The sequence below is a fragment of the Paenibacillus sp. 276b genome (assembly GCF_900107875.1).
GTDB lineage: Bacteria > Bacillota > Bacilli > Paenibacillales > Paenibacillaceae > Paenibacillus > Paenibacillus marchantiae.
Genome location: NZ_FNRR01000014.1, coordinates 13,592 through 33,004, shown reverse-complemented (window position 1 = coordinate 33,004; position 19,413 = coordinate 13,592). Strand labels below are relative to the sequence as shown.

Annotated in this window: 18 protein-coding genes and 1 other annotated feature; all 18 genes read right to left on the bottom strand. The window is 46.6% G+C overall.

The annotated features are described in order from the left end of the window. Nucleotides 1-33: 33 nt before the first annotated feature. Nucleotides 34-282, bottom strand: coding sequence for a ribosomal L7Ae/L30e/S12e/Gadd45 family protein (locus tag BLV50_RS31640; RefSeq protein ID WP_024633591.1), 249 nt, complete (start codon nucleotides 280-282; stop codon nucleotides 34-36). Between the two features lie 214 nt (nucleotides 283-496). Continuing rightward, nucleotides 497-4,111 (bottom strand): DNA-directed RNA polymerase subunit beta', encoded by a 3,615-nt coding sequence (gene rpoC / locus BLV50_RS31635; protein WP_063567423.1) that lies wholly within the window; start codon nucleotides 4,109-4,111, stop codon nucleotides 497-499. A 112-nt stretch (nucleotides 4,112-4,223) separates the two neighbouring features. After that, nucleotides 4,224-7,769, bottom strand: coding sequence for a DNA-directed RNA polymerase subunit beta (gene rpoB, locus BLV50_RS31630; protein WP_063567422.1), 3,546 nt, complete (start codon nucleotides 7,767-7,769; stop codon nucleotides 4,224-4,226). Between the two features lie 392 nt (nucleotides 7,770-8,161). Further along, entirely contained in the window at nucleotides 8,162-8,779 is a 618-nt protein-coding gene (locus BLV50_RS31625) for a class I SAM-dependent methyltransferase (RefSeq protein WP_063567421.1), read from the bottom strand. A 96-nt stretch (nucleotides 8,780-8,875) separates the two neighbouring features. Next, entirely contained in the window at nucleotides 8,876-9,238 is a 363-nt protein-coding gene (gene rplL / locus BLV50_RS31620) for a 50S ribosomal protein L7/L12 (protein WP_024633595.1), read from the bottom strand. Between the two features lie 72 nt (nucleotides 9,239-9,310). Further along, complete coding sequence (gene rplJ, locus BLV50_RS31615) at nucleotides 9,311-9,814, bottom strand: 50S ribosomal protein L10 (protein ID WP_063567419.1); 504 nt, start codon at nucleotides 9,812-9,814, stop codon at nucleotides 9,311-9,313. A gap of 23 nt (nucleotides 9,815-9,837) precedes the next feature. After that, nucleotides 9,838-9,986: a sequence feature (ribosomal protein L10 leader region), on the bottom strand. Nucleotides 9,987-10,053: 67 nt separating this feature from the next. After that, nucleotides 10,054-10,746 carry a 50S ribosomal protein L1 gene (gene rplA, locus BLV50_RS31610; protein WP_063567418.1) on the bottom strand — a complete coding sequence of 231 codons (693 nt, stop codon included), beginning with the start codon at nucleotides 10,744-10,746 and terminating at the stop codon, nucleotides 10,054-10,056. Nucleotides 10,747-10,841: 95 nt separating this feature from the next. Beyond that, nucleotides 10,842-11,267, bottom strand: coding sequence for a 50S ribosomal protein L11 (gene rplK / locus BLV50_RS31605; protein ID WP_024633598.1), 426 nt, complete (start codon nucleotides 11,265-11,267; stop codon nucleotides 10,842-10,844). Between the two features lie 68 nt (nucleotides 11,268-11,335). Next, a complete protein-coding gene (nusG, locus tag BLV50_RS31600; RefSeq protein ID WP_024633599.1) occupies nucleotides 11,336-11,869 on the bottom strand; it encodes a transcription termination/antitermination protein NusG in 534 nt (177 codons plus the stop codon). Between the two features lie 22 nt (nucleotides 11,870-11,891). Beyond that, nucleotides 11,892-12,083: a preprotein translocase subunit SecE gene (gene secE / locus BLV50_RS31595; protein WP_053779219.1), complete on the bottom strand. Its 192-nt coding sequence runs from the start codon at nucleotides 12,081-12,083 to the stop codon at nucleotides 11,892-11,894. Between the two features lie 21 nt (nucleotides 12,084-12,104). Further along, nucleotides 12,105-12,254 carry a 50S ribosomal protein L33 gene (rpmG, locus tag BLV50_RS31590; protein WP_072735843.1) on the bottom strand — a complete coding sequence of 50 codons (150 nt, stop codon included), beginning with the start codon at nucleotides 12,252-12,254 and terminating at the stop codon, nucleotides 12,105-12,107. A 304-nt stretch (nucleotides 12,255-12,558) separates the two neighbouring features. Further along, on the bottom strand, nucleotides 12,559-13,203 hold the full coding sequence (gene sigH, locus BLV50_RS31585) for an RNA polymerase sporulation sigma factor SigH (protein ID WP_024633601.1): 645 nt from the start codon (nucleotides 13,201-13,203) through the stop codon (nucleotides 12,559-12,561). Between the two features lie 171 nt (nucleotides 13,204-13,374). Continuing rightward, on the bottom strand, nucleotides 13,375-13,896 hold the full coding sequence (locus BLV50_RS31580) for an NYN domain-containing protein (RefSeq protein WP_063567417.1): 522 nt from the start codon (nucleotides 13,894-13,896) through the stop codon (nucleotides 13,375-13,377). 5 nt (nucleotides 13,897-13,901) lie between these two features. Continuing rightward, nucleotides 13,902-14,648 (bottom strand): 23S rRNA (guanosine(2251)-2'-O)-methyltransferase RlmB, encoded by a 747-nt coding sequence (rlmB, locus tag BLV50_RS31575; protein WP_063567416.1) that lies wholly within the window; start codon nucleotides 14,646-14,648, stop codon nucleotides 13,902-13,904. 86 nt (nucleotides 14,649-14,734) lie between these two features. Next, nucleotides 14,735-15,259 (bottom strand): Mini-ribonuclease 3, encoded by a 525-nt coding sequence (locus tag BLV50_RS31570; protein WP_079697651.1) that lies wholly within the window; start codon nucleotides 15,257-15,259, stop codon nucleotides 14,735-14,737. Further along, a complete protein-coding gene (cysS, locus tag BLV50_RS31565) occupies nucleotides 15,256-16,656 on the bottom strand; it encodes a cysteine--tRNA ligase (protein ID WP_063567415.1) in 1,401 nt (466 codons plus the stop codon). The genes BLV50_RS31570 and cysS overlap by 4 nt, the downstream gene beginning before the upstream one ends. A 29-nt stretch (nucleotides 16,657-16,685) precedes the next feature. After that, nucleotides 16,686-17,351 (bottom strand): serine O-acetyltransferase, encoded by a 666-nt coding sequence (gene cysE / locus BLV50_RS31560; protein WP_063567438.1) that lies wholly within the window; start codon nucleotides 17,349-17,351, stop codon nucleotides 16,686-16,688. A 592-nt stretch (nucleotides 17,352-17,943) separates the two neighbouring features. Then, nucleotides 17,944-19,407, bottom strand: coding sequence for a glutamate--tRNA ligase (gene gltX, locus BLV50_RS31550; protein ID WP_090811991.1), 1,464 nt, complete (start codon nucleotides 19,405-19,407; stop codon nucleotides 17,944-17,946). Nucleotides 19,408-19,413: the final 6 nt, after the last annotated feature.

The window sequence follows — 19,413 nt, the reverse complement described above, 5'->3', positions numbered from 1 at the left end:
AAAAGTTCTCGGACAAAAACGTTCCTTACCGTATCATTTTACGACAGCAGCCATTGCTGCCCCTACTCCAATCCCGCAAGCTTTGCCGAGATTTTTCATTGTGTCCACTTTCGTGCACTTCACATTGTGTTGTTCACACAAAGCAATGATTTTGGAAGTAAGCTGCGGATCACAATCTTCAGCCACATAAACTTCAGAAGCCATACCTGTCTGAACCATCCGCGTGGTCTGTTTGGTACCTATTTTGACATGAGCATCTTGCAGACCTTTTTCATTAGACATTGTTCATTCCTCCGAATAGGACCAAATACAATCAGCTACTCACGCACCTTTGATATATTAGCATCTAGCGCAAGCAATGTCAATGCTAATCCTAAAATATTTCATTTAAAGTTTTGCCTCGCCGGGAACGTTCTTCTGTATGAAACAGCCGTCGCCTCCCGGCGTACAAAACTTTAGTTCACCCTAATAATAAGGATGAATCTAGTGAAATATCTTAATCAACCGAAACTGGCTCAAGTTCTTCTACCGAAGATTGGCCATCTTCCGGCTCAGCAAATTTGATGCTGCGGTAACGGTGCATGCCTGTACCTGCAGGAATCAGTTTACCGATGATTACATTCTCTTTCAGACCGAGCAACTGATCGACTTTACCTTTGATCGCTGCATCTGTCAGTACACGTGTAGTCTCTTGGAACGAAGCCGCCGAGAGGAAGGAGTCTGTTTCCAGGGATGCTTTCGTAATACCGAGCAGAATTGGTTTTGCAACCGCTGGCTCTTTATCACTCAGAATCGCTGTCTTGTTAGCTCTTTCGTACTCATGCGTATCCACGAACGATCCTGGCAACAATGTAGTGTCCCCTGCATCGACGATACGGATTTTACGCAACATTTGACGGATCATAACTTCAACGTGTTTGTCATTGATTTCTACGCCTTGGTTACGGTATACGCGTTGTACTTCCTGCAAAATGTAGTTCTGTACGCCACGTACGCCTTTAATGCGCAGCATTTCTTTTGGATCGATAGAACCATCTGTCAACTCGTCGCCTGCTTCAATTTCCATGCCTTCGCTAACGCGTACACGAGAACCGTAGGTAACAGAGTAAACTTTGGATTCTGCTTCACCTTGAATTTCAATTTCGCGACGATCTTTCGCTTCGCGAATTTCTTTAACAACACCGTCGATCTCACTGATTGTTGCTTGACCCTTAGGATTACGAGCCTCAAACAACTCCTGGATACGCGGCAAACCTTGCGTAATATCGTCTCCGGCTACACCACCGGTGTGGAATGTACGCATTGTCAGCTGTGTTCCTGGCTCACCAATGGATTGTGCTGCGATAATACCAACTGCTTCACCGATCTCCACGTGTTTACCAGTCGCCAAGTTGCGACCATAACACTTCTTGCAGACACCGTGACGTGCACGGCAGCTAAGTACGGAGCGGATTTGTAGTTTGGTTACGCCAGCTTCGATGATTGCCTCAGCTTTATCAGAGTCAATCAGTTCATTACGGTGTGCAATAATTTCTTTTGTTTCCGGATGACGAACAGTCTCGAAGCAGTATCTGCCTTCAATACGGTCGTAGAGATCCTCAATAACCTCTTTACCATCCTGGATACGACTTACGGTAAAGCCTTTATCTGTACCACAATCATCTTCACGCACGATCACGTCTTGTGCCACGTCTACGAGACGACGGGTCAGGTAACCTGAATCCGCTGTACGCAGGGCCGTATCGGCCAAACCTTTACGGGCACCGTGAGTCGAGATAAAGTACTCGAGTACCGTCAGACCTTCACGGAAGTTCGATTTGATTGGGAGTTCAATGATTCGACCGGATGGGTTGGCCATCAGACCACGCATACCGCCCAATTGGGTGATTTGCGATTTGTTACCCCGTGCTTTGGAGTCAACCATCATCATGATGGAATTGTAGCGATCCATCGATTTCATCAGAATCTCGGTGATATCATCTTTCGATTTCGACCAGATATCAATGATGCGGTCATAGCGCTCTTCGTTCGTAATCAGACCACGACGGTATTGGTTCGTAACGATTTGTGCTTTTTCCTCAGACTGTCTAAGAATTTCAAATTTCTCAGGTGGAACGATAACATCCGACACCGCTACAGTGATACCAGCGCGAGTGGAGTATGTGAATCCGAGTTGTTTGATTTTATCCAAAATAACGGCTGTTTCCGTTGTATGATAAATTTCAAAACAACGTGCGATGATAGAACCGAGATATTCTTTACCGACACCACCAGCCAAAGGAGCGTTCATAATCGCTTCTCTAAGGTCAGCACCCTTCTCATAAACAAATGAATGCTCAGCGGTACCCTGGTAGAGGTTCGCACGAGTTGCATCATTGATGTAAGGGAAGCTTGCCGGGAAGATTTCATTAAAGATGATTTTGCCGACCGTAGTCAACATCATTGCATCTTGTTGCTTATCGGTGAAGACTGTTTTGCCAAGCGCTCTAACCGGAATCGCTACACGTGCATGTAAACCTGCAGTACCACGTTGGTACGCGGATACAGCTTCGTTAACCGTGCGCAAGATCATACCTGTTCCCTTTTCTTCCTTGTTGTCCATGGTCAGGTAGTAAGAACCAAGCACCATATCCTGGGAAGGGGTAACAACCGGTTTACCGTCTTTCGGGTTCAAAATGTTACCTGATGCAAGCATCAGGATACGTGCTTCTGCTTGAGCTTCAGCAGACAATGGAACGTGCACGGCCATTTGGTCACCGTCAAAGTCGGCATTGTATGCCGTACATACGAGTGGGTGAAGACGGATCGCTTTACCTTCAACGAGAATCGGTTCAAACGCTTGAATACCGAGTCTGTGAAGTGTAGGGGCACGGTTCAGCAGAACCGGGTGCTCCTTAATTACTTCTTCAAGAACATCCCATACTTCAGGACTTACACGCTCAACTTTACGTTTAGCGCTCTTGATGTTGTGGGCAAGCCCTTTATTTACAAGCTCTTTCATAACAAAAGGCTTGAACAGTTCAAGTGCCATATCTTTAGGCAGACCACACTGATACATTTTCAGGTAAGGTCCAACTACGATAACGGAACGACCGGAATAGTCAACCCGTTTACCGAGCAAGTTCTGACGGAAACGTCCTTGTTTACCTTTCAGCATGTGGCTGAGGGATTTCAAAGGACGGTTACCAGGCCCCGTTACAGGGCGTCCACGACGGCCGTTGTCGATCAATGCGTCAACAGCTTCCTGCAGCATCCGTTTTTCATTTTGCACGATAATGTCTGGTGCGCCCAAGTCAAGCAAACGTTTCAGACGATTGTTCCGGTTGATTACACGGCGATACAGGTCATTCAGGTCAGACGTTGCAAAACGTCCACCATCCAGCTGTACCATTGGACGAAGTTCCGGTGGGATAACAGGAAGTACATCCATGATCATCCACTCAGGTTTATTACCCGAGTTGCGGAAAGCTTCAATAACTTCCAGACGTTTGATTGCACGGTTACGACGTTGTCCTTGTGCAGTGCGGAGCTCTTCCTTCAGGAATTCAAGCTCTTTATCCACATCAATGTCTTGAAGCAGTTTTTTAACCGCTTCTGCACCCATGCCAGCGTGGAATCCATATCCGTATTTCTCACGGTAGCTGCGGTATTCTTTCTCGGACAACAGCTGTTTTTTCTCCAGTGGAGTTTCTCCTGGATCAGTTACTACATATGATGCAAAATAAATAATCTCCTCGAGAGATCTTGGAGACATATCCAGAGCGAGACCCATGCGGCTCGGAATACCTTTGAAGTACCAGATATGCGATACCGGAGCAGCGAGCTCAATATGGCCCATCCGTTCGCGGCGTACTTTCGCACGTGTGACTTCAACGCCACAACGATCACAGACAACGCCTTTATAACGCACGCGTTTGTATTTACCGCAATGACATTCCCAGTCTTTTGTAGGGCCAAAAATCTTTTCGCAGAACAGCCCTTCTTTTTCCGGTTTCAACGTACGATAGTTGATCGTTTCCGGTTTTTTCACTTCTCCGCGGGACCAAGAACGAATTTTTTCTGGGGAAGCAAGCCCGATCTTCATGTATTCGAAATTGTTGACGTCCAACAAGGAGCAACCCTCCTTAACCAAGTCCTGTATTCTAGGTTACGCCCCCTCCGGCCGAAGCCGGAGCAAGACGCGAGCCTGATGAAAAACGCCGGTCATCATGCGCCCGAAGCGGTTACTCCGCTCCGACCTCTGTACCCTCAAGGTTGAGGCTGAGCTTATCGCTCGCAGCGTCATCTTCATCGTCCATTTCTTTCATTTCAATCTCTTGCTCATCTTCGCTCAAAATCTTAACGTCCATACCCAAGCTTTGCAGCTCTTTGATCAATACTTTGAATGATTCAGGAACACCTGGTTCAGGAACATTCTCGCCTTTGACGATGGATTCATACGTTTTCACCCGACCTACAACATCATCGGACTTAACAGTCAAGATTTCTTGCAGTGTATAAGCAGCACCGTATGCCTCAAGCGCCCATACTTCCATCTCCCCGAAACGCTGTCCACCAAATTGGGCTTTACCACCCAATGGCTGTTGCGTAACAAGTGAGTAAGGACCCGTGGAACGGGCATGGATTTTATCATCAACCATGTGTGCCAATTTGATCATGTGCATGACACCTACGGTAACTTCACGTTCAAACTCTTCACCTGTACGACCATCATACAGGACAGTTTTACCATTACGTTGCATACCTGCTTCTTCCATCGTATCGAAGACGTCATACTCCTTCGCTCCGTCGAATACAGGAGTTGCTACGTGAATACCCAGTTGCATCGCCGCCATACCCAAGTGAACCTCGAGTACTTGACCGATATTCATCCGGGAAGGTACGCCCAGTGGGTTAAGAACGATTTGAACTGGTGTTCCGTCCGGCAGGAAAGGCATATCTTCTTCCGGTAGGATACGGGCTACGACCCCTTTGTTACCGTGACGTCCGGCCATTTTATCACCCTCGGAAATTTTCCGTTTTTGAGCGATATAGACACGAACGAGTTGGTTAACACCTGGAGGCAGTTCATCACCGTTTTCACGGGTAAAGACTTTTACATCAACTACGATACCGTCAGTACCGTGAGGTACACGCAGGGAAGTATCACGTACTTCACGCGCTTTCTCACCAAAGATCGCATGCAGGAGACGTTCTTCTGCAGTCAGTTCAGTTACACCTTTTGGTGTTACTTTACCAACCAGAATGTCACCAGCACTGATTTCAGCACCGATACGGATAATACCACGCTCATCCAGATTACGCAGCGCTTCTTCCCCTACGTTCGGGATATCACGTGTGATCTCTTCAGGTCCGAGCTTAGTATCACGTGCTTCAGACTCATATTCCTCGATATGAATGGATGTATACACATCTTCTTTAACGAGTTTTTCGCTGAGCAAGATCGCATCCTCGTAGTTGTAACCTTCCCAAGTCATGAAGGCAACCACTACGTTGCGTCCCAGTGCCAATTCACCCATTTCCGTCGAAGGACCGTCTGCAAGGATGTCACCAGCTTTGACAACAGCACCTCTTTTGACAATCGGACGTTGGTTAATGCATGTTCCTTGGTTCGAACGCATAAATTTGTGTAATTTATATTTAACGATATCGCCTTTGACTTCTTGACCATCAACTTCTTCAATACGACGCAACCAAATCTCATTCGCAGAAGAACGTTCAATAATCCCGTCATATTTGGAGACAATACATACACCGGAATCTTTCGCGGCTTTATGTTCCATACCTGTTCCGACCAGCGGAGCTTTAGGAATCAAGAGTGGAACGGCTTGCCGCTGCATGTTCGATCCCATGAGCGCACGGTTGGAGTCATCGTTCTCAAGGAACGGAATGAGCGCTGTAGCGACAGATACAACTTGCTTAGGAGATACGTCCATGTAGTCAACACGTTCACTCGGCATCGTAAGGATGTTATCCGACTGTTTGTTGTAACGTACAATGATCGCTTCTTCAGCAAAAGTACTGTCTTCATTCAGCTTCGCATTCGCTTGAGCAATTACATAGTTGTCCTCTTCGTCTGCTGTCAGGTAATCGATTTGCTCGGTTACGACACCAGTCTTCGGATCTACCCAGCGATAAGGTGCTTCAATGAATCCATATTCGTTCACACGGGCAAATGTCGACAAGGAGTTGATCAAACCAATGTTTGGTCCCTCTGGTGTCTCGATTGGACACATCCGGCCATAGTGGGATGGATGCACGTCACGGACTTCCATGCCGGCACGCTCACGTGTCAAACCACCCGGTCCGAGTGCGGACAGACGGCGTTTATGTGTCAACTCACCCAGTGGGTTTGTTTGATCCATAAACTGCGACAATTGGGAGCTACCGAAGAACTCTTTAATGGATGCGATAACAGGACGTATGTTAATCAAAGCCTGAGGCGTGATTACGTTAGCATCCTGAATGGACATTCTCTCACGAACCACACGTTCCATACGGGATAAACCGATACGGAATTGGTTTTGCAAGAGTTCACCAACCGAGCGGAGACGACGGTTACCCAGGTGATCGATATCATCTGTGCTTCCGATGCCATGCAGAAGGTTAATGAAGTAACTAATAGAGGAAATGATATCAGCTGGTGTAACGTTCTTCACTGATTTATCAATGTTAGCATTGGCAATCAGTTTAACGACCTTACCATCCTCAATCGGTGAAAATACATCAATTGTTTGCATCGGGATATCATTGGCATCCAAAACGCCATTAGCGACGTGATATGTGCGGAAACCAACGCTCTTCTCCAGTTGCGGCATGATTTCATCCAACAGACGACGGTCTATCATTTGACCTGCTTCAGCGATGATTTCACCAGTTTCGGTGTCCACAAGAGACTCAGCCAAACGTTGGTTGAATAAACGGTTCTTAATGTGAAGCTTTTTGTTGATTTTGTAACGACCCACATTAGCCAGGTCATAACGTTTTGGATCAAAGAAACGCGCTACGAGCAAGCTTTTCGCATTATCCAGCGTTGGTGGCTCGCCCGGACGAAGACGCTCATAAATTTCAATCAGCGCTTTCTCCGTGGAATCCGTATTGTCTTTGTCCAGCGTATTGCGAATATATTCGTCATTACCGAGCAGATCCAGAATCTCAGCGTCTGTGCCAAAACCAAGTGCACGCAGGAGAACCGTCACCGGTATTTTACGTGTGCGGTCGATCCGGACGTAAACAACATCCTTCGCGTCCATCTCCAGTTCGAGCCAAGCGCCGCGGTTAGGAATAACTGTAGCGGTATACGTTTTTTTGGCGTTTTTATCTACTTTGGTACTGAAGTAAACGCTAGGAGAGCGAACCAACTGGCTGACAATAACCCGTTCCGCACCATTAATAATAAATGTGCCGGTGTCGGTCATCAGCGGGAAATCTCCCATGAATACTTCCTGCTCTTTGACTTCGCCGGTTTCCTTATTAATGAGCCGGACTTTGACCCGAAGCGGTGCTGCATAAGTAACGTCACGCTCTTTCGCGTCGTCTACTGTATACTTCGGTTCACCGAGACTGTAATCGATAAATTCCAAAATTAAGTTACCTGTAAAATCCTGGATCGGCGAGATATCCTGGAACATTTCGCGCAACCCTTCCTCCAAAAACCAATCGTAAGATTTTTGTTGGATCTCAATCAGGTTCGGAACTTCGAGTATCTCGTTAATTCGTGCATAACTGCGCCGAGTGCGTCGACCATATTGAACAAGATGTCCTGCCAACTTAAACTCACCCCTCAATGTCTACTCACTTTAAAAATTTCGTTGCGAACCTCTGTTTGTAACCTTATAATGGTACACATACAGAGCAAAGCAATGCATCCACAAATAAAGAAAAGCCCTTACTCGAATGTCGTTCGAAAAAAGAGCAACTTTGATCGGCGGATGTCTTTCCAAATCATACTTATCCCCAGTTTGCCCAAAATGTACATATTATACGCCAAACGTAGGCATAATAAGCCCGTTCGGCGTAAAAAAGGTTGACATTTTTAGTTAGCTAAAGCCAAATAGGGCATCTTAATACTGACATTTTACAATAATACCACGACCTGAATTTCAAGTCAATAGTCCTATTGCAAAAAAAATGCCACCCTGCTTACTTTACAAATTAGGATTTAGCCTAAAGGCGCCTCTTCCAATTTTACCGCTTTGAAAATTCGGTAGCCTTTATCCTTCGTTACTTCCTCCACTCGTCCAAAGAGAGATTCCAGCTTCGCTTTTGCCGAAGGTGCCCCCTGCTTTTTCTGAATGACAATCCATAACGCTCCGCCCATCTTCAAATGACGATATGCCTGTTCAAAGATCGTATGCACGGTTTCCTTACCCGCACGGATCGGAGGATTGGTCAGAATCGCGTCAAAGTCTTCCTTTTTAACCTCAGCCAGAAGATTGCTTTGCATAACCGTTACATTCGTTATGCCGTTCGCTTTTGCATTTTCCCTGGAAAGCTCAACCGCTCTCTCATTGATATCGATCATGGTGACATGTCCATCCGGTACAAGTTTAGCTGCTGTAAGACCAATAGGTCCATACCCGCAGCCCACATCCAGTACATGAGCTCCAGCAGGCAACTCTATAGCATCAATTAACACTCTGCTGCCGTAATCGATTCCGTTTTTGGAAAATACCCCTGCATCCGTAACGAGTCGTAATTTCCATCCGCGTAGCTCCGCTTCTGTAGCCCGTCTGTCATGTGCCACCTGCGGTTTGTCCGAATAATAATGATTGGACATGTCCTCACTCACTTTCCTTTTACAATTACAGCAACAAACCCCTTGATATAAGTCAAGGGGTTTGTTGTTTTGTTCATCTAGCTAATGAAAGCTAAATTATTTAACTTCGATTGAAGCGCCTGCTTCTTCAAGCTTAGCTTTAACCGTTTCTGCTTCTTCTTTGCTAACTTTTTCTTTCAATGCTTTTGGAGCATTGTCAACTACTTCTTTCGCTTCTTTCAGGCCAAGACCTGTGATTTCGCGAACTGCTTTGATAACGTTGATTTTGGAAGCACCAGCGCTAGTCAAGATTACGTCGAACTCGGATTGCTCAGCTTCAGCTGCAGCAGCTCCGCCACCTGCAACAGCTACTGGAGCTGCAGCAGTTACGCCGAATTCTTCTTCGATTGCTTTAACGAGATCATTCAATTCCAGTACAGTCATGCCTTTGATTGCTTCCAAGATTTGCTCTTTACTCATGATTGAACCTCCATATATAATATTATTTTTTTGTATTTCATCACTGCCTAAGCAGCATTCAGATCAAGTTGCTTACGCGCCTTGTTCTTCTTTTTCAGCAACAGCTTTAACCGCAAGCGCGAAGTTGCGCACTGGCGCTTGAAGCACGCTGAGGAGCATGGAAAGGAGACCTTCGCGTGATGGCAATTCTGCCAACGCTTTGACTTCTTGTACTCCAATTACACGACCTTCTACAACTGCACCTTTCAATTCCAGTGCATCGTTCTTTTTCGCGAAGTCGTTCAGAATTTTGGCTGGAGCCACTACGTCGTCTACGCTGAATGCAATTGCACTAGGACCTGTCAGTACTTCGTTAAGTTCTGTCAGTTCTGCTGCAGCTGCTGCGCGGCGAAGCAACGAGTTTTTCAGCACTTGGAATTCGATTCCGGCTTCACGAAGCTGCTTACGCAGCTCAGTTACTTGGGCAACGTTCAAACCGCGATAGTCAACAACAACACTAGTAACGCTCTCGCGCAATTTTGCTGTTACTGCATCAACGGACTCTTGTTTTGCTTGAATCACTTTTGCGTTTGCCAAACTGTACACCTCCTGATCAAATTTATCCCATTAAGAAAAGCCTCCGTAGAATCACGAAGGCTTGATATATACTCATAACCGATTTTCATCGTTCTAAGTTCTATAATCACACCTCGGCAGGAAATTAAGCCAAAATGGCACCTACTGTCTACGGCAAGCATATTCAAATGTCAACGGTCAGTCACTCGGACTCACAACTTTTATAGAATATCAGAACAGGACAAGCCTGTCAAGCGATATTATCTAAAAGATGCTGCGTTCACGCGTGCGCCAGGGCCCATCGTAGAAGAAAGACTTACATTCTTCAGATAAACACCTTTTGCTGCCGCCGGTTTAGCACGAGTCAAAGCGTCCATGAGAGCTTTAAGGTTCTCATTCAATTGCTCTGTCGAGAAAGAAGCTTTACCGATCGGTGCATGAATTTGACCTGCACGATCCAGACGATATTCGATTTTACCGGCTTTAATTTCTTGAACAGCCTTAGATACATCGAAAGTTACCGTTCCGGCTTTAGGGTTAGGCATCAGACCTTTACCGCCGAGCAGTCGGCCCAATTTACCTACTTCACTCATCATGTCTGGTGTCGCTACGCAGACGTCGAATTCGAACCAGCCTTGTTGGATTTTGTTGATCATGTCTGCATCACCAACATAGTCCGCGCCAGCCGCTTCCGCTTCTTTCGCTTTGTCACCTTTTGCAAATACCAATACGCGTTGTGTTTTACCTGTGCCGTGTGGCAAGACAACAACACCACGTACTGCCTGGTCTTGTTTACGTGGGTCAACGCCCAAGCGTACTGCTGCTTCGATAGTTTCATCAAATTTTGCAGTGGCTGCCTTTTTCACAAGCTCTACAGCTTCTGAAGGCTCGTAAGTTGCTTCGCTGTCAATCAGCTTAGCAGCTTCCAGGTATTTTTTACCGTGTTTAGCCATGTTATATTCCTCCTTTGTGGTGTTAGCGGATATACCTCCCACATCAACCGGCCGCGAATCGGCCGGCTTTACGAAGCCATGTTTCAGATGAAAAATTAGTCTTCGATGGTGATACCCATGCTGCGGGCAGTACCTTCGACCATACGCATTGCAGACTCAACGTCAGCAGCATTCAGGTCAGGCATTTTTTGTTCCGCGATTTGACGTACCGCATCACGTTTAACGGTAGCGACTTTTTTCTTGTTCGGTTCGCCGGATCCTTTTTCTACTTTAGCTGCCACTTTCAACAGAACTGCTGCTGGTGGAGTTTTAGTAATGAAAGTAAAGGAACGGTCTTCGAATACTGTGATTTCAACAGGAATAATCAATCCCGCTTGATCGGCTGTACGAGCGTTGAACTCTTTACAGAATGCCATGATGTTGACACCTGCTTGACCCAAAGCTGGACCTACCGGCGGCGCTGGATTCGCTTTACCTGCTGGAATTTGCAGTTTTACCATTTTGATTACCTTTTTTGCCATGATTGACACCTCCTTGCAAAATAGTGGTTAACGGGCCTCTCAGCCCTCCCACAAGAAACTTGAAGAGACTATATCTTCTCCACTTGCGTGTATTCCAACTCAAGCGGTGTTTCCCGTCCAAACATGTTCACGTGCACTTTCAACTTGCTTTTGTCTACCAAGATTTCTTCCACGGAGCCCACAAAATTCGCAAAAGGACCAACTTTAATACGTACGGATTCCTTAATATCGAATTCAATTTTAGGCTTCGGCTCAACCATGCCCATGTGCTTCAGAATTTGTTCCACTTCTTCAGGCAGCAAGGCTGTTGGTTTGGACCCGGAACCTGTCGAACCGACAAATCCCGTAACACCTGGTGTGTTGCGAACAACATACCAAGAGTCATCCGTCTGGACCATTTCCACCAAGACATATCCGGGGTAAACTTTACGCATAACGGTTTTTTTCTTACCGTCTTTGTTTACCACTTCTTCTTCCATAGGAACAAGAACGCGGAAAATCTTGTCTTCCATGCCCATGGACTCTACGCGTTTTTCCAAATTGGCTTTGACCTTATTCTCATACCCTGAATAGGTATGAACGACGTACCATCTTTTTTCCATATCAAGCCACCTGGGACCCTTCTTAAATAATCGCTTCGATCACAGCGGAGATGCCGATATCAATGACCCAAAAAAACAGCGTCATAACCACAACAGTACCAAGAACGATCAATGTGTAGTTGGTCAGCTCTTTACGATTAGGCCAGCGAACTTTTTTAAGTTCAGCCCAGCTTTCAGAGAAAAAGGAAATCAGAGATTTGAAACTACGTTTCACGCCGACTACACCTCCAAAAAACTATCTGGTTTCGCGATGAGAAGTCTGCTCGTTACAAAACTTGCAAAATTTCTTCATCTCCATGCGGTCGGGGTGATTACGCTTGTTTTTTGTCGTAGTGTAATTTCTTTGTTTGCAGTTTGTACAAGCCAAAGTAATAATTACCCGCATGATGTACACCTCCCGAAGACTTCCACATTCAAGCGGAGTCTCTAAATTAATCCTAAAAAAAAGCCGCGAATTTAGGCCTACCTAAAACACTTTATCATAAGGGTATAACCATGTCAATGAAAGAATAGCCTTTCATCATTGGGTAAAAAGTTCCTATCAAACACATTCAGTTTCTCATCTCTGTTTTTCTCTTCTCCTGCATGGACCAAGCGATTACTAGTATAATCATTCTTTAACTTTATAAACTTGAGGCAGCAAAAAAAGACTCAAACCCCGAGCCTTTTCCGTCAACGACAACATGTGTTCAATTATCTCGAACTTCCAGGTACTTTTCAAGTTTACGCTTCACGCGCTGAAGTGCATTATCAATGGACTTTACATGCCTGTCCAAATCCACTGCAATCTCTTGATAAGATCTCCCGTCCAGATACAACATCAATACTTTACGTTCCAGATCACTCAGAATCTCAGACATCTTATCTTCCAGGCCCACAAACTCTTCCTGATTGATGATAAGTTCTTCCGGATCGCTGACCTGTGTTCCACAAATCACATCGAGTAACGTACGATCGGACTCTTCGTCATAAATAGGTTTGTCCAGTGATACATAAGAATTAAGCGGAATATGCTTCTGACGTGTTGCTGTCTTAATTGCCGTAATAATCTGTCGTGTAATACACAACTCGGCGAAGGCTTTGAAAGAAGCGAGCTTGTCCCCTTTGAAATCCCTAATGGATTTATAGAGTCCAATCATTCCTTCTTGAATGATATCTTCCCGGTCAGCCCCAATCAGAAAATAAGATCTTGCCTTGGCGCGTACAAAGTTACGATATTTGTTAATCAAAAACTCCAGCGCTTCGCTTTCACCTTCACGGACCGCTTCGACAATGTCTTCGTCACTTTGGTAATCATACTTGGATAACATGATATCTTTGAGGTCGACACTCACAGACAATCCCTCCGGCTGCAACGCAAGGTACCCCGTTACTCTACTCTATGAAATATAGGATCAGTATATATGATGGTACCTCACACCGTCAACCACGCTCTGCCTAAAAAAGAACATCAATAACATAATTGTCAAGAGTTTCAAAATTCTAATTTTTGTAAAACCGTGCTGTTATTCCCGGCGCCACCGCTCAAACTGCTTCAAAACATCCGGACTTAACTTCCCGCCAAGTGTATTTCGCGTTGCTTTAGCCTGATCTTCTTCCAAACGTTTCTGTAACTCTTTTTCGTTCTGCTCTACTTCGATCAGCAATTCCCTTGCGGATACACGCAGAGCTCCTTGTCCAAAAATGACATGCTGCTCTACCATATCGCTTGTAGCCACATAGATTTGGCGTCTTCGCGTGCTTAGTTCCCGAACGAGTCTCTCAATGCATTCGTCAGCCGTCTCTTTTTCCTTTGTAAAAAAGATCTGCACTTTGCTCTGTGTAAAGGATTTACCGAGTCCAGGCACGAGGTAGGCGTCAAAAACAACAATGACTCTCAAGCCGGAGAATGCCTGATAGTCGGCTAGTCGAGATAGAAGCCTGTTGCGGGCCTCCTCCAATCCACTCTCCGCCAATCTGGATAGCTCCGGCCAGTCACCAATCATGTTGTACCCGTCTACAAGAAGCACATCACGGGAATCAGCCATATCTTCTAGTCCTGCGCTTGGCGCGAGCGGAGCACTTCATACATGACAACACCCGCTGCCACGGAAGCATTCAGGGAATTAATCTGACCTTGCATCGGCAATTTGATCAACACATCGCATTTTTCACGAATGAGTCGTCCCATTCCCTTGTTTTCGTTTCCGATCACGAGGGCTACCGGGCCTGTAAAGACGCCGTTACCAAACACGCTCTCCTGAGCAGCCACATCTGTGCCTACGACCCATACGCCCTCTTCCTTGAGACGGTCAATGGTTTGACCCAGATTGCTTACACGAGCCACTGGCACATACTCCACCGCACCTGCTGAAGTTTTGGATACAGTCACTGTAACTGCAGCTGAGCGCCGTTTAGGTACAATGACACCATGTGCACCTGTGCAGTCGGCCGTCCGCAAAATCGATCCAAGATTATGTGGATCTTCGATCTCATCCAGCAAAATCAAAAATGGATGTTCATTTTTAGCAGCCGCTGCAGCAAGAATGTCTTCAACCTCTACATAAGCGTAAGGAGCCGCTTGCGCCATCACACCCTGGTGTTGAATGCCCGGAACTGTTTGATCCAGTTTACGCTTGTCTACGTGCTGAATGACAACACCTAATTTTTTTGCTTCAGCGATAATAGGCTGCGTCAAATGTTTTTGCGCTGTATCTGCAATCCATATTTTATTAATGGTCCGGCCTGAACGCAGCGCCTCCGTTACGGAATGCTTACCGGCGATCCATTCTTCTTCCATCTTTGTTCGATCCTCTCTATAACGCCCTGTGATTTACTGCACCCTAATTGGCGCACCCTACAGAAGCGGCTTTGTTGTAATTTATATTATTTTGTCGGTGATTGCGAATGTTGTTCCGCATGCTCGATGCCTCGGCGAATCAGTTCAATCATGCGATCATGCCGACCACTGCTATACAGGTAACCGATCAGACACTCCAGAGCCGTGGCATGTCTATACTCCAAAACGTCTGCGTTTTTGGGAATACTGCCAGACTTGGCATTACGACCTTGTCTGACAATGTCACGCTCTTCCTCGGTCAGCTCAGCCTCAATACCTGTGAGAATACGGCTTTGTGCCTTCGCCGATACCAAACCGGTCGCACTACGGTGCAGATGGTTAGGACGCATGTTGGCTTTGGATAACAGATACTGCCGTACTGCTACCTCATATACCGCATCACCAATGTAGGCGAGAGCGATGGGAGGAATCAACCGTGCAGGCCGGGAGGGGGGATAAGGAAACCATCCTCCCTGGTCAACGCTCAGAGACTGTTCATCTGTCTGCTGTTCATCTCGTTGCTCGGTATGCTCGACGGATTCTGACAACTTTTTCAGTTGTTCCTCGCTCATTTGCGCCGCCATCTCATTCCTTGAGCCGTATCCTCAAGCAAGATGCCCTGCGCAGACAGTTCATCCCGAATTTCATCAGCCCGCGCCCAGTTTTTGGTTTTGCGTGCTTCGTTACGTTCTACAATTAGACGTTCGATTTCTTCGTCCAAAAGCTCCGGTTCAGCCTCGGTATAGATACGAAGCACTGCATTCAACTCATTGAACAATTCCAGCAGAGCGCGAATGTCCGCAGCGTTTACCACATCTTGCTGCAACAGTTGGTTAGCTTCCCCAGCCCACTCAAACATTGCCGTAATCGCATCAGGCGTATTGAAGTCGTCCTGCATTTTCTCATGATACTGCTGACGAATCTGCTCCAGTCTCGCTGCAAACTCAGCTGACACAGCCTGATCCACGCTCACAGCCTGCAAGCGATGATTAAGGTTACCTACGGCATTTGCGATCCGGTCCACACTATTCTGTGCCTGTTCCATCGTATCTTCCGTGAAGTTCAACGGATTGCGATAGTGAGTAGACAACATGAAATAACGAATGGCTTCGCGTTTATATTGATTGCGAAGGTCTTTGACAAGCACACCGTTGCCGAGTGATTTCGACATTTTTTCGTTATCAATACGGATGAATCCGTTATGCATCCAGTAGTTTGCAAGTGGTTTACCAGTCAACACCTCGGATTGAGCGCATTCGCACTCATGGTGAGGGAACTGCAAATCCTGTCCTCCGCCGTGAATATCCAACGTATCCCCCAGGTATTCCCGTGCCATGGCAGAGCACTCGATATGCCAGCCCGGACGACCATCGCCCCATGGACTGGACCAGAAAATCTCACCCGGCTTCGCAGCTTTCCAGAGGACAAAGTCTTCTGGATGCTCTTTGCGCTCATCTACACCAATACGAATTCCAAACTGTAATTCCTGAAGGTTTTGCTTCGATAGTTTGCCGTACTCCGCAAATTTGCCTGTGCGATAATATACGTCACCCCCATTTTCATAGGCGAAGTCCTTTTCAACCAGCTCACGGATAAAATCAATAATAAGCGGCATGTTTTCGGTCACTCTTGGATTACTGCTTGCCTTCGGAATACCCAGCCCTTCGAGATCCTCGTAGTACGCTGCAATAAACTTCTCTGCGACATGAGGAACATCCGTGCCAAGCTGCTCAGCTTTACGAATGAGCTTATCATCGACATCCGTGAAGTTTACGACATAGTTCACCTCATGTCCGGTCTGTTCCAAATATCCGCGAACTGTGTCGAAAAAGATAACTGGACGTGCATTCCCGATATGAATGTAATCATATACCGTCGGCCCGCACACATACATTTTCACTTTCCCCGGCTCTTGAGGAACAAAATTCTCTTTGGTACGACTCATCGTATTGTAAATTTGAAGCGTCATAGTCACTTTCCTTTCATCCGTTTCCATCATTATTCTATTGTACCACGGGAAAACTCACTTTCACGTGTACTCTGCAAAGTACGCACTTCTTCACGTAATCGTTCGATTTCTTGCTGCATAGTGCGCAGGGAATCGATGACCGGATCTGGAAGCTGCTGATTCAGGCGGTCCACCCGGCGGCCATCCTGCTTCACGATTCTGCCCGGTATGCCTACAACGGTGCTATTCGAAGGGACTTCCTTCAGCACAACCGAGTTCGCACCAATATTACATTGATCCCCCACGCTGAAGGAACCTAGCACCTTCGCTCCGGATGAGATAACCACATTATTGCCAATTGTCGGATGTCTCTTCCCTTTTTCTTTACCCGTTCCGCCAAGTGTGACCCCCTGATAGATGACAACATCGTCGCCAATTTCACACGTTTCCCCAATCACCACGCCCATGCCATGGTCAATAAACAACCGATTGCCAATCGTAGCGCCTGGATGGATTTCGATGCCTGTCATAAAGCGGCTGACCTGTGAAATGAACCGCGCGAAAGAAAACCATCTCCGCTTGTATAAAAAGTGTGCCACCCGGTGCGCCCATATCGCATGCAGCCCCGAGTAGGTAAATACAACCTCAAACCATCCCCGGGCCGCCGGATCGTTTTCAAACACCGCCTGGATATCTGATCTGATCTTCTTGAACATGCTCGTTCCCCTCTTGTTCAGGTCTTCGTCCTCCGGCTTTCCGGATGGCGCGGCCCTCATGGTAGTGTTCTTCTGACTCGACCTAAATAGAAAACGCCCCTGCAGCTATTAAGCTGCAGAGGCGTTTATCGCGGTCCCACTCTGCTCGGTTCATGCCTTAACATACAAGAACTAGGCTACCTGTTATAGCTGCCTCATATCCTTGCACAAGAATGAACCCTCAACAGTTCCGTAACGGGAACCAACCGTCACAACCTATCCTGACGTTTTCCTCTCTCCTACATAACGAGAGGCGGGGCCGGATTCGGCTATGCAGCTCACGGGTGCATTTCGACTGACGGACAGCGGATGGCTCACAGCCACCTCAGCAAAGAATCTTGTTCTTTACTGCGGGACCATCCTCTCTGAATCTGTCCGGTTCAGCCTACTTCTCCCGGTCTTTGCTGTTTTTATGATGAATGATAAAATCATACCATTTAACCTTTGTGTTGCTATTATAGCGAAAAGGTTATGGACTGACAACAATCTTCCTTCATATCGGTGGGAACGAAGTTCCATCCTTAAGTCAAAGTAGACTAAACAAGGGCGTTACTTACGCGCCTTTTACCTGAGCATGCAATCGATCAATGACCGTATCGCGGCCAAGCAGTACAATTGTTTGGTTCAGATCGCGTCCATGAGTCTGTCCTGTCAGAGCTACACGGATCGGCATAAACAGCTGTTTACCCTTAAATCCGGTCTCTTTCTGAACTTCTTTGATCAGCGTAGCCATCTTGCTTGGTGTAAATTCGTCGCTAGCCTGTACTTTATCAGCAAATGCCTTCAGAACGGTTGGTACCTGCTCCTCAGCCAGTACAGCAGCCCCTTCACTTTCCAGCTCCAGGTGGGAACGGAAGAACACTTCCGACAACTCCACGATATCGGAGGCAGAATTCATTTGCTCTTGGTAGAGATGAACAAGCGTATATGCCCATTCTTTTTGTTCAGGTGAGAGCTCAGCGGCAATACGTCCCGCTTTTTGCAGATGTGGAATCGCCATTTCGGCAATGCGATCTGGTTCAGCATTTTTGATGTAGTGGTTGTTCAAGTGAGCCAGCTTGTGTGTATCAAATACCGCCGGGCTCTTGGACAGACGCTTCGTATCAAAAATGGAGATTAACTGCTCCTGCGAGAAGATCTCTTCTTCTCCTTCAGGCGACCAGCCAAGAAGGGAGATGAAGTTAAACATCGCCTCAGGCAGATAGCCGAGCTGATCATATTGTTCAATAAACTGAATAACGGATTCGTCACGTTTACTCAGCTTTTTGTGGTTTTCATTCACGATCAACGTCATATGACCGAATTGCGGCGGCTCCCAGCCAAGCGCTTCATAAATCATCAGTTGACGCGGTGTGTTAGAGATGTGATCTTCCCCACGCAGGACGTGGGAGATTTTCATCAAATGATCATCGACAGCAACTGCATAGTTGTACGTAGGAATGCCGTCTTTTTTCACAATAACGAAGTCGCCGGATTCCTTGCTGTTGAATGAGATTGTTCCTTTGACCATGTCATCAAACGTATAGATGCGTTCTTCCGGTACACGGAAACGAATACTCGCCACACGGCCTTCCGCTTCAAATGCGTTCTGTTGCTCCGGTGTCAGATCACGGTGTTTACCCGAATAACGCGGAGTTTCTCCACGTGCTGTCTGTTCCTCACGTTCTTGCTCCAGCTCTTCTTCCGTGCAATAGCAGCGGTAAGCCAGACCTTTATCCAGCAGCTCCTGCGTATATTTACGATAGATGTCCAAACGTTCCGTCTGACGGTATGGTCCGTACTCGCCGCCGACATCAATACTTTCGTCCCACTCGATTCCGAGCCATTTCAGGTATTTCAGCTGGCTTTCCTCACCACCGGCAATGTTGCGTTTCACGTCCGTATCCTCAATACGAATAATGAATTTGCCGTTATTATGTTTGGCATACAAATAGTTAAACAGCGCCGTACGGGCGTTCCCGATATGCAGGTGTCCCGTTGGACTCGGCGCGTAGCGCACGCGAACTTCGGTGCTCATAATATC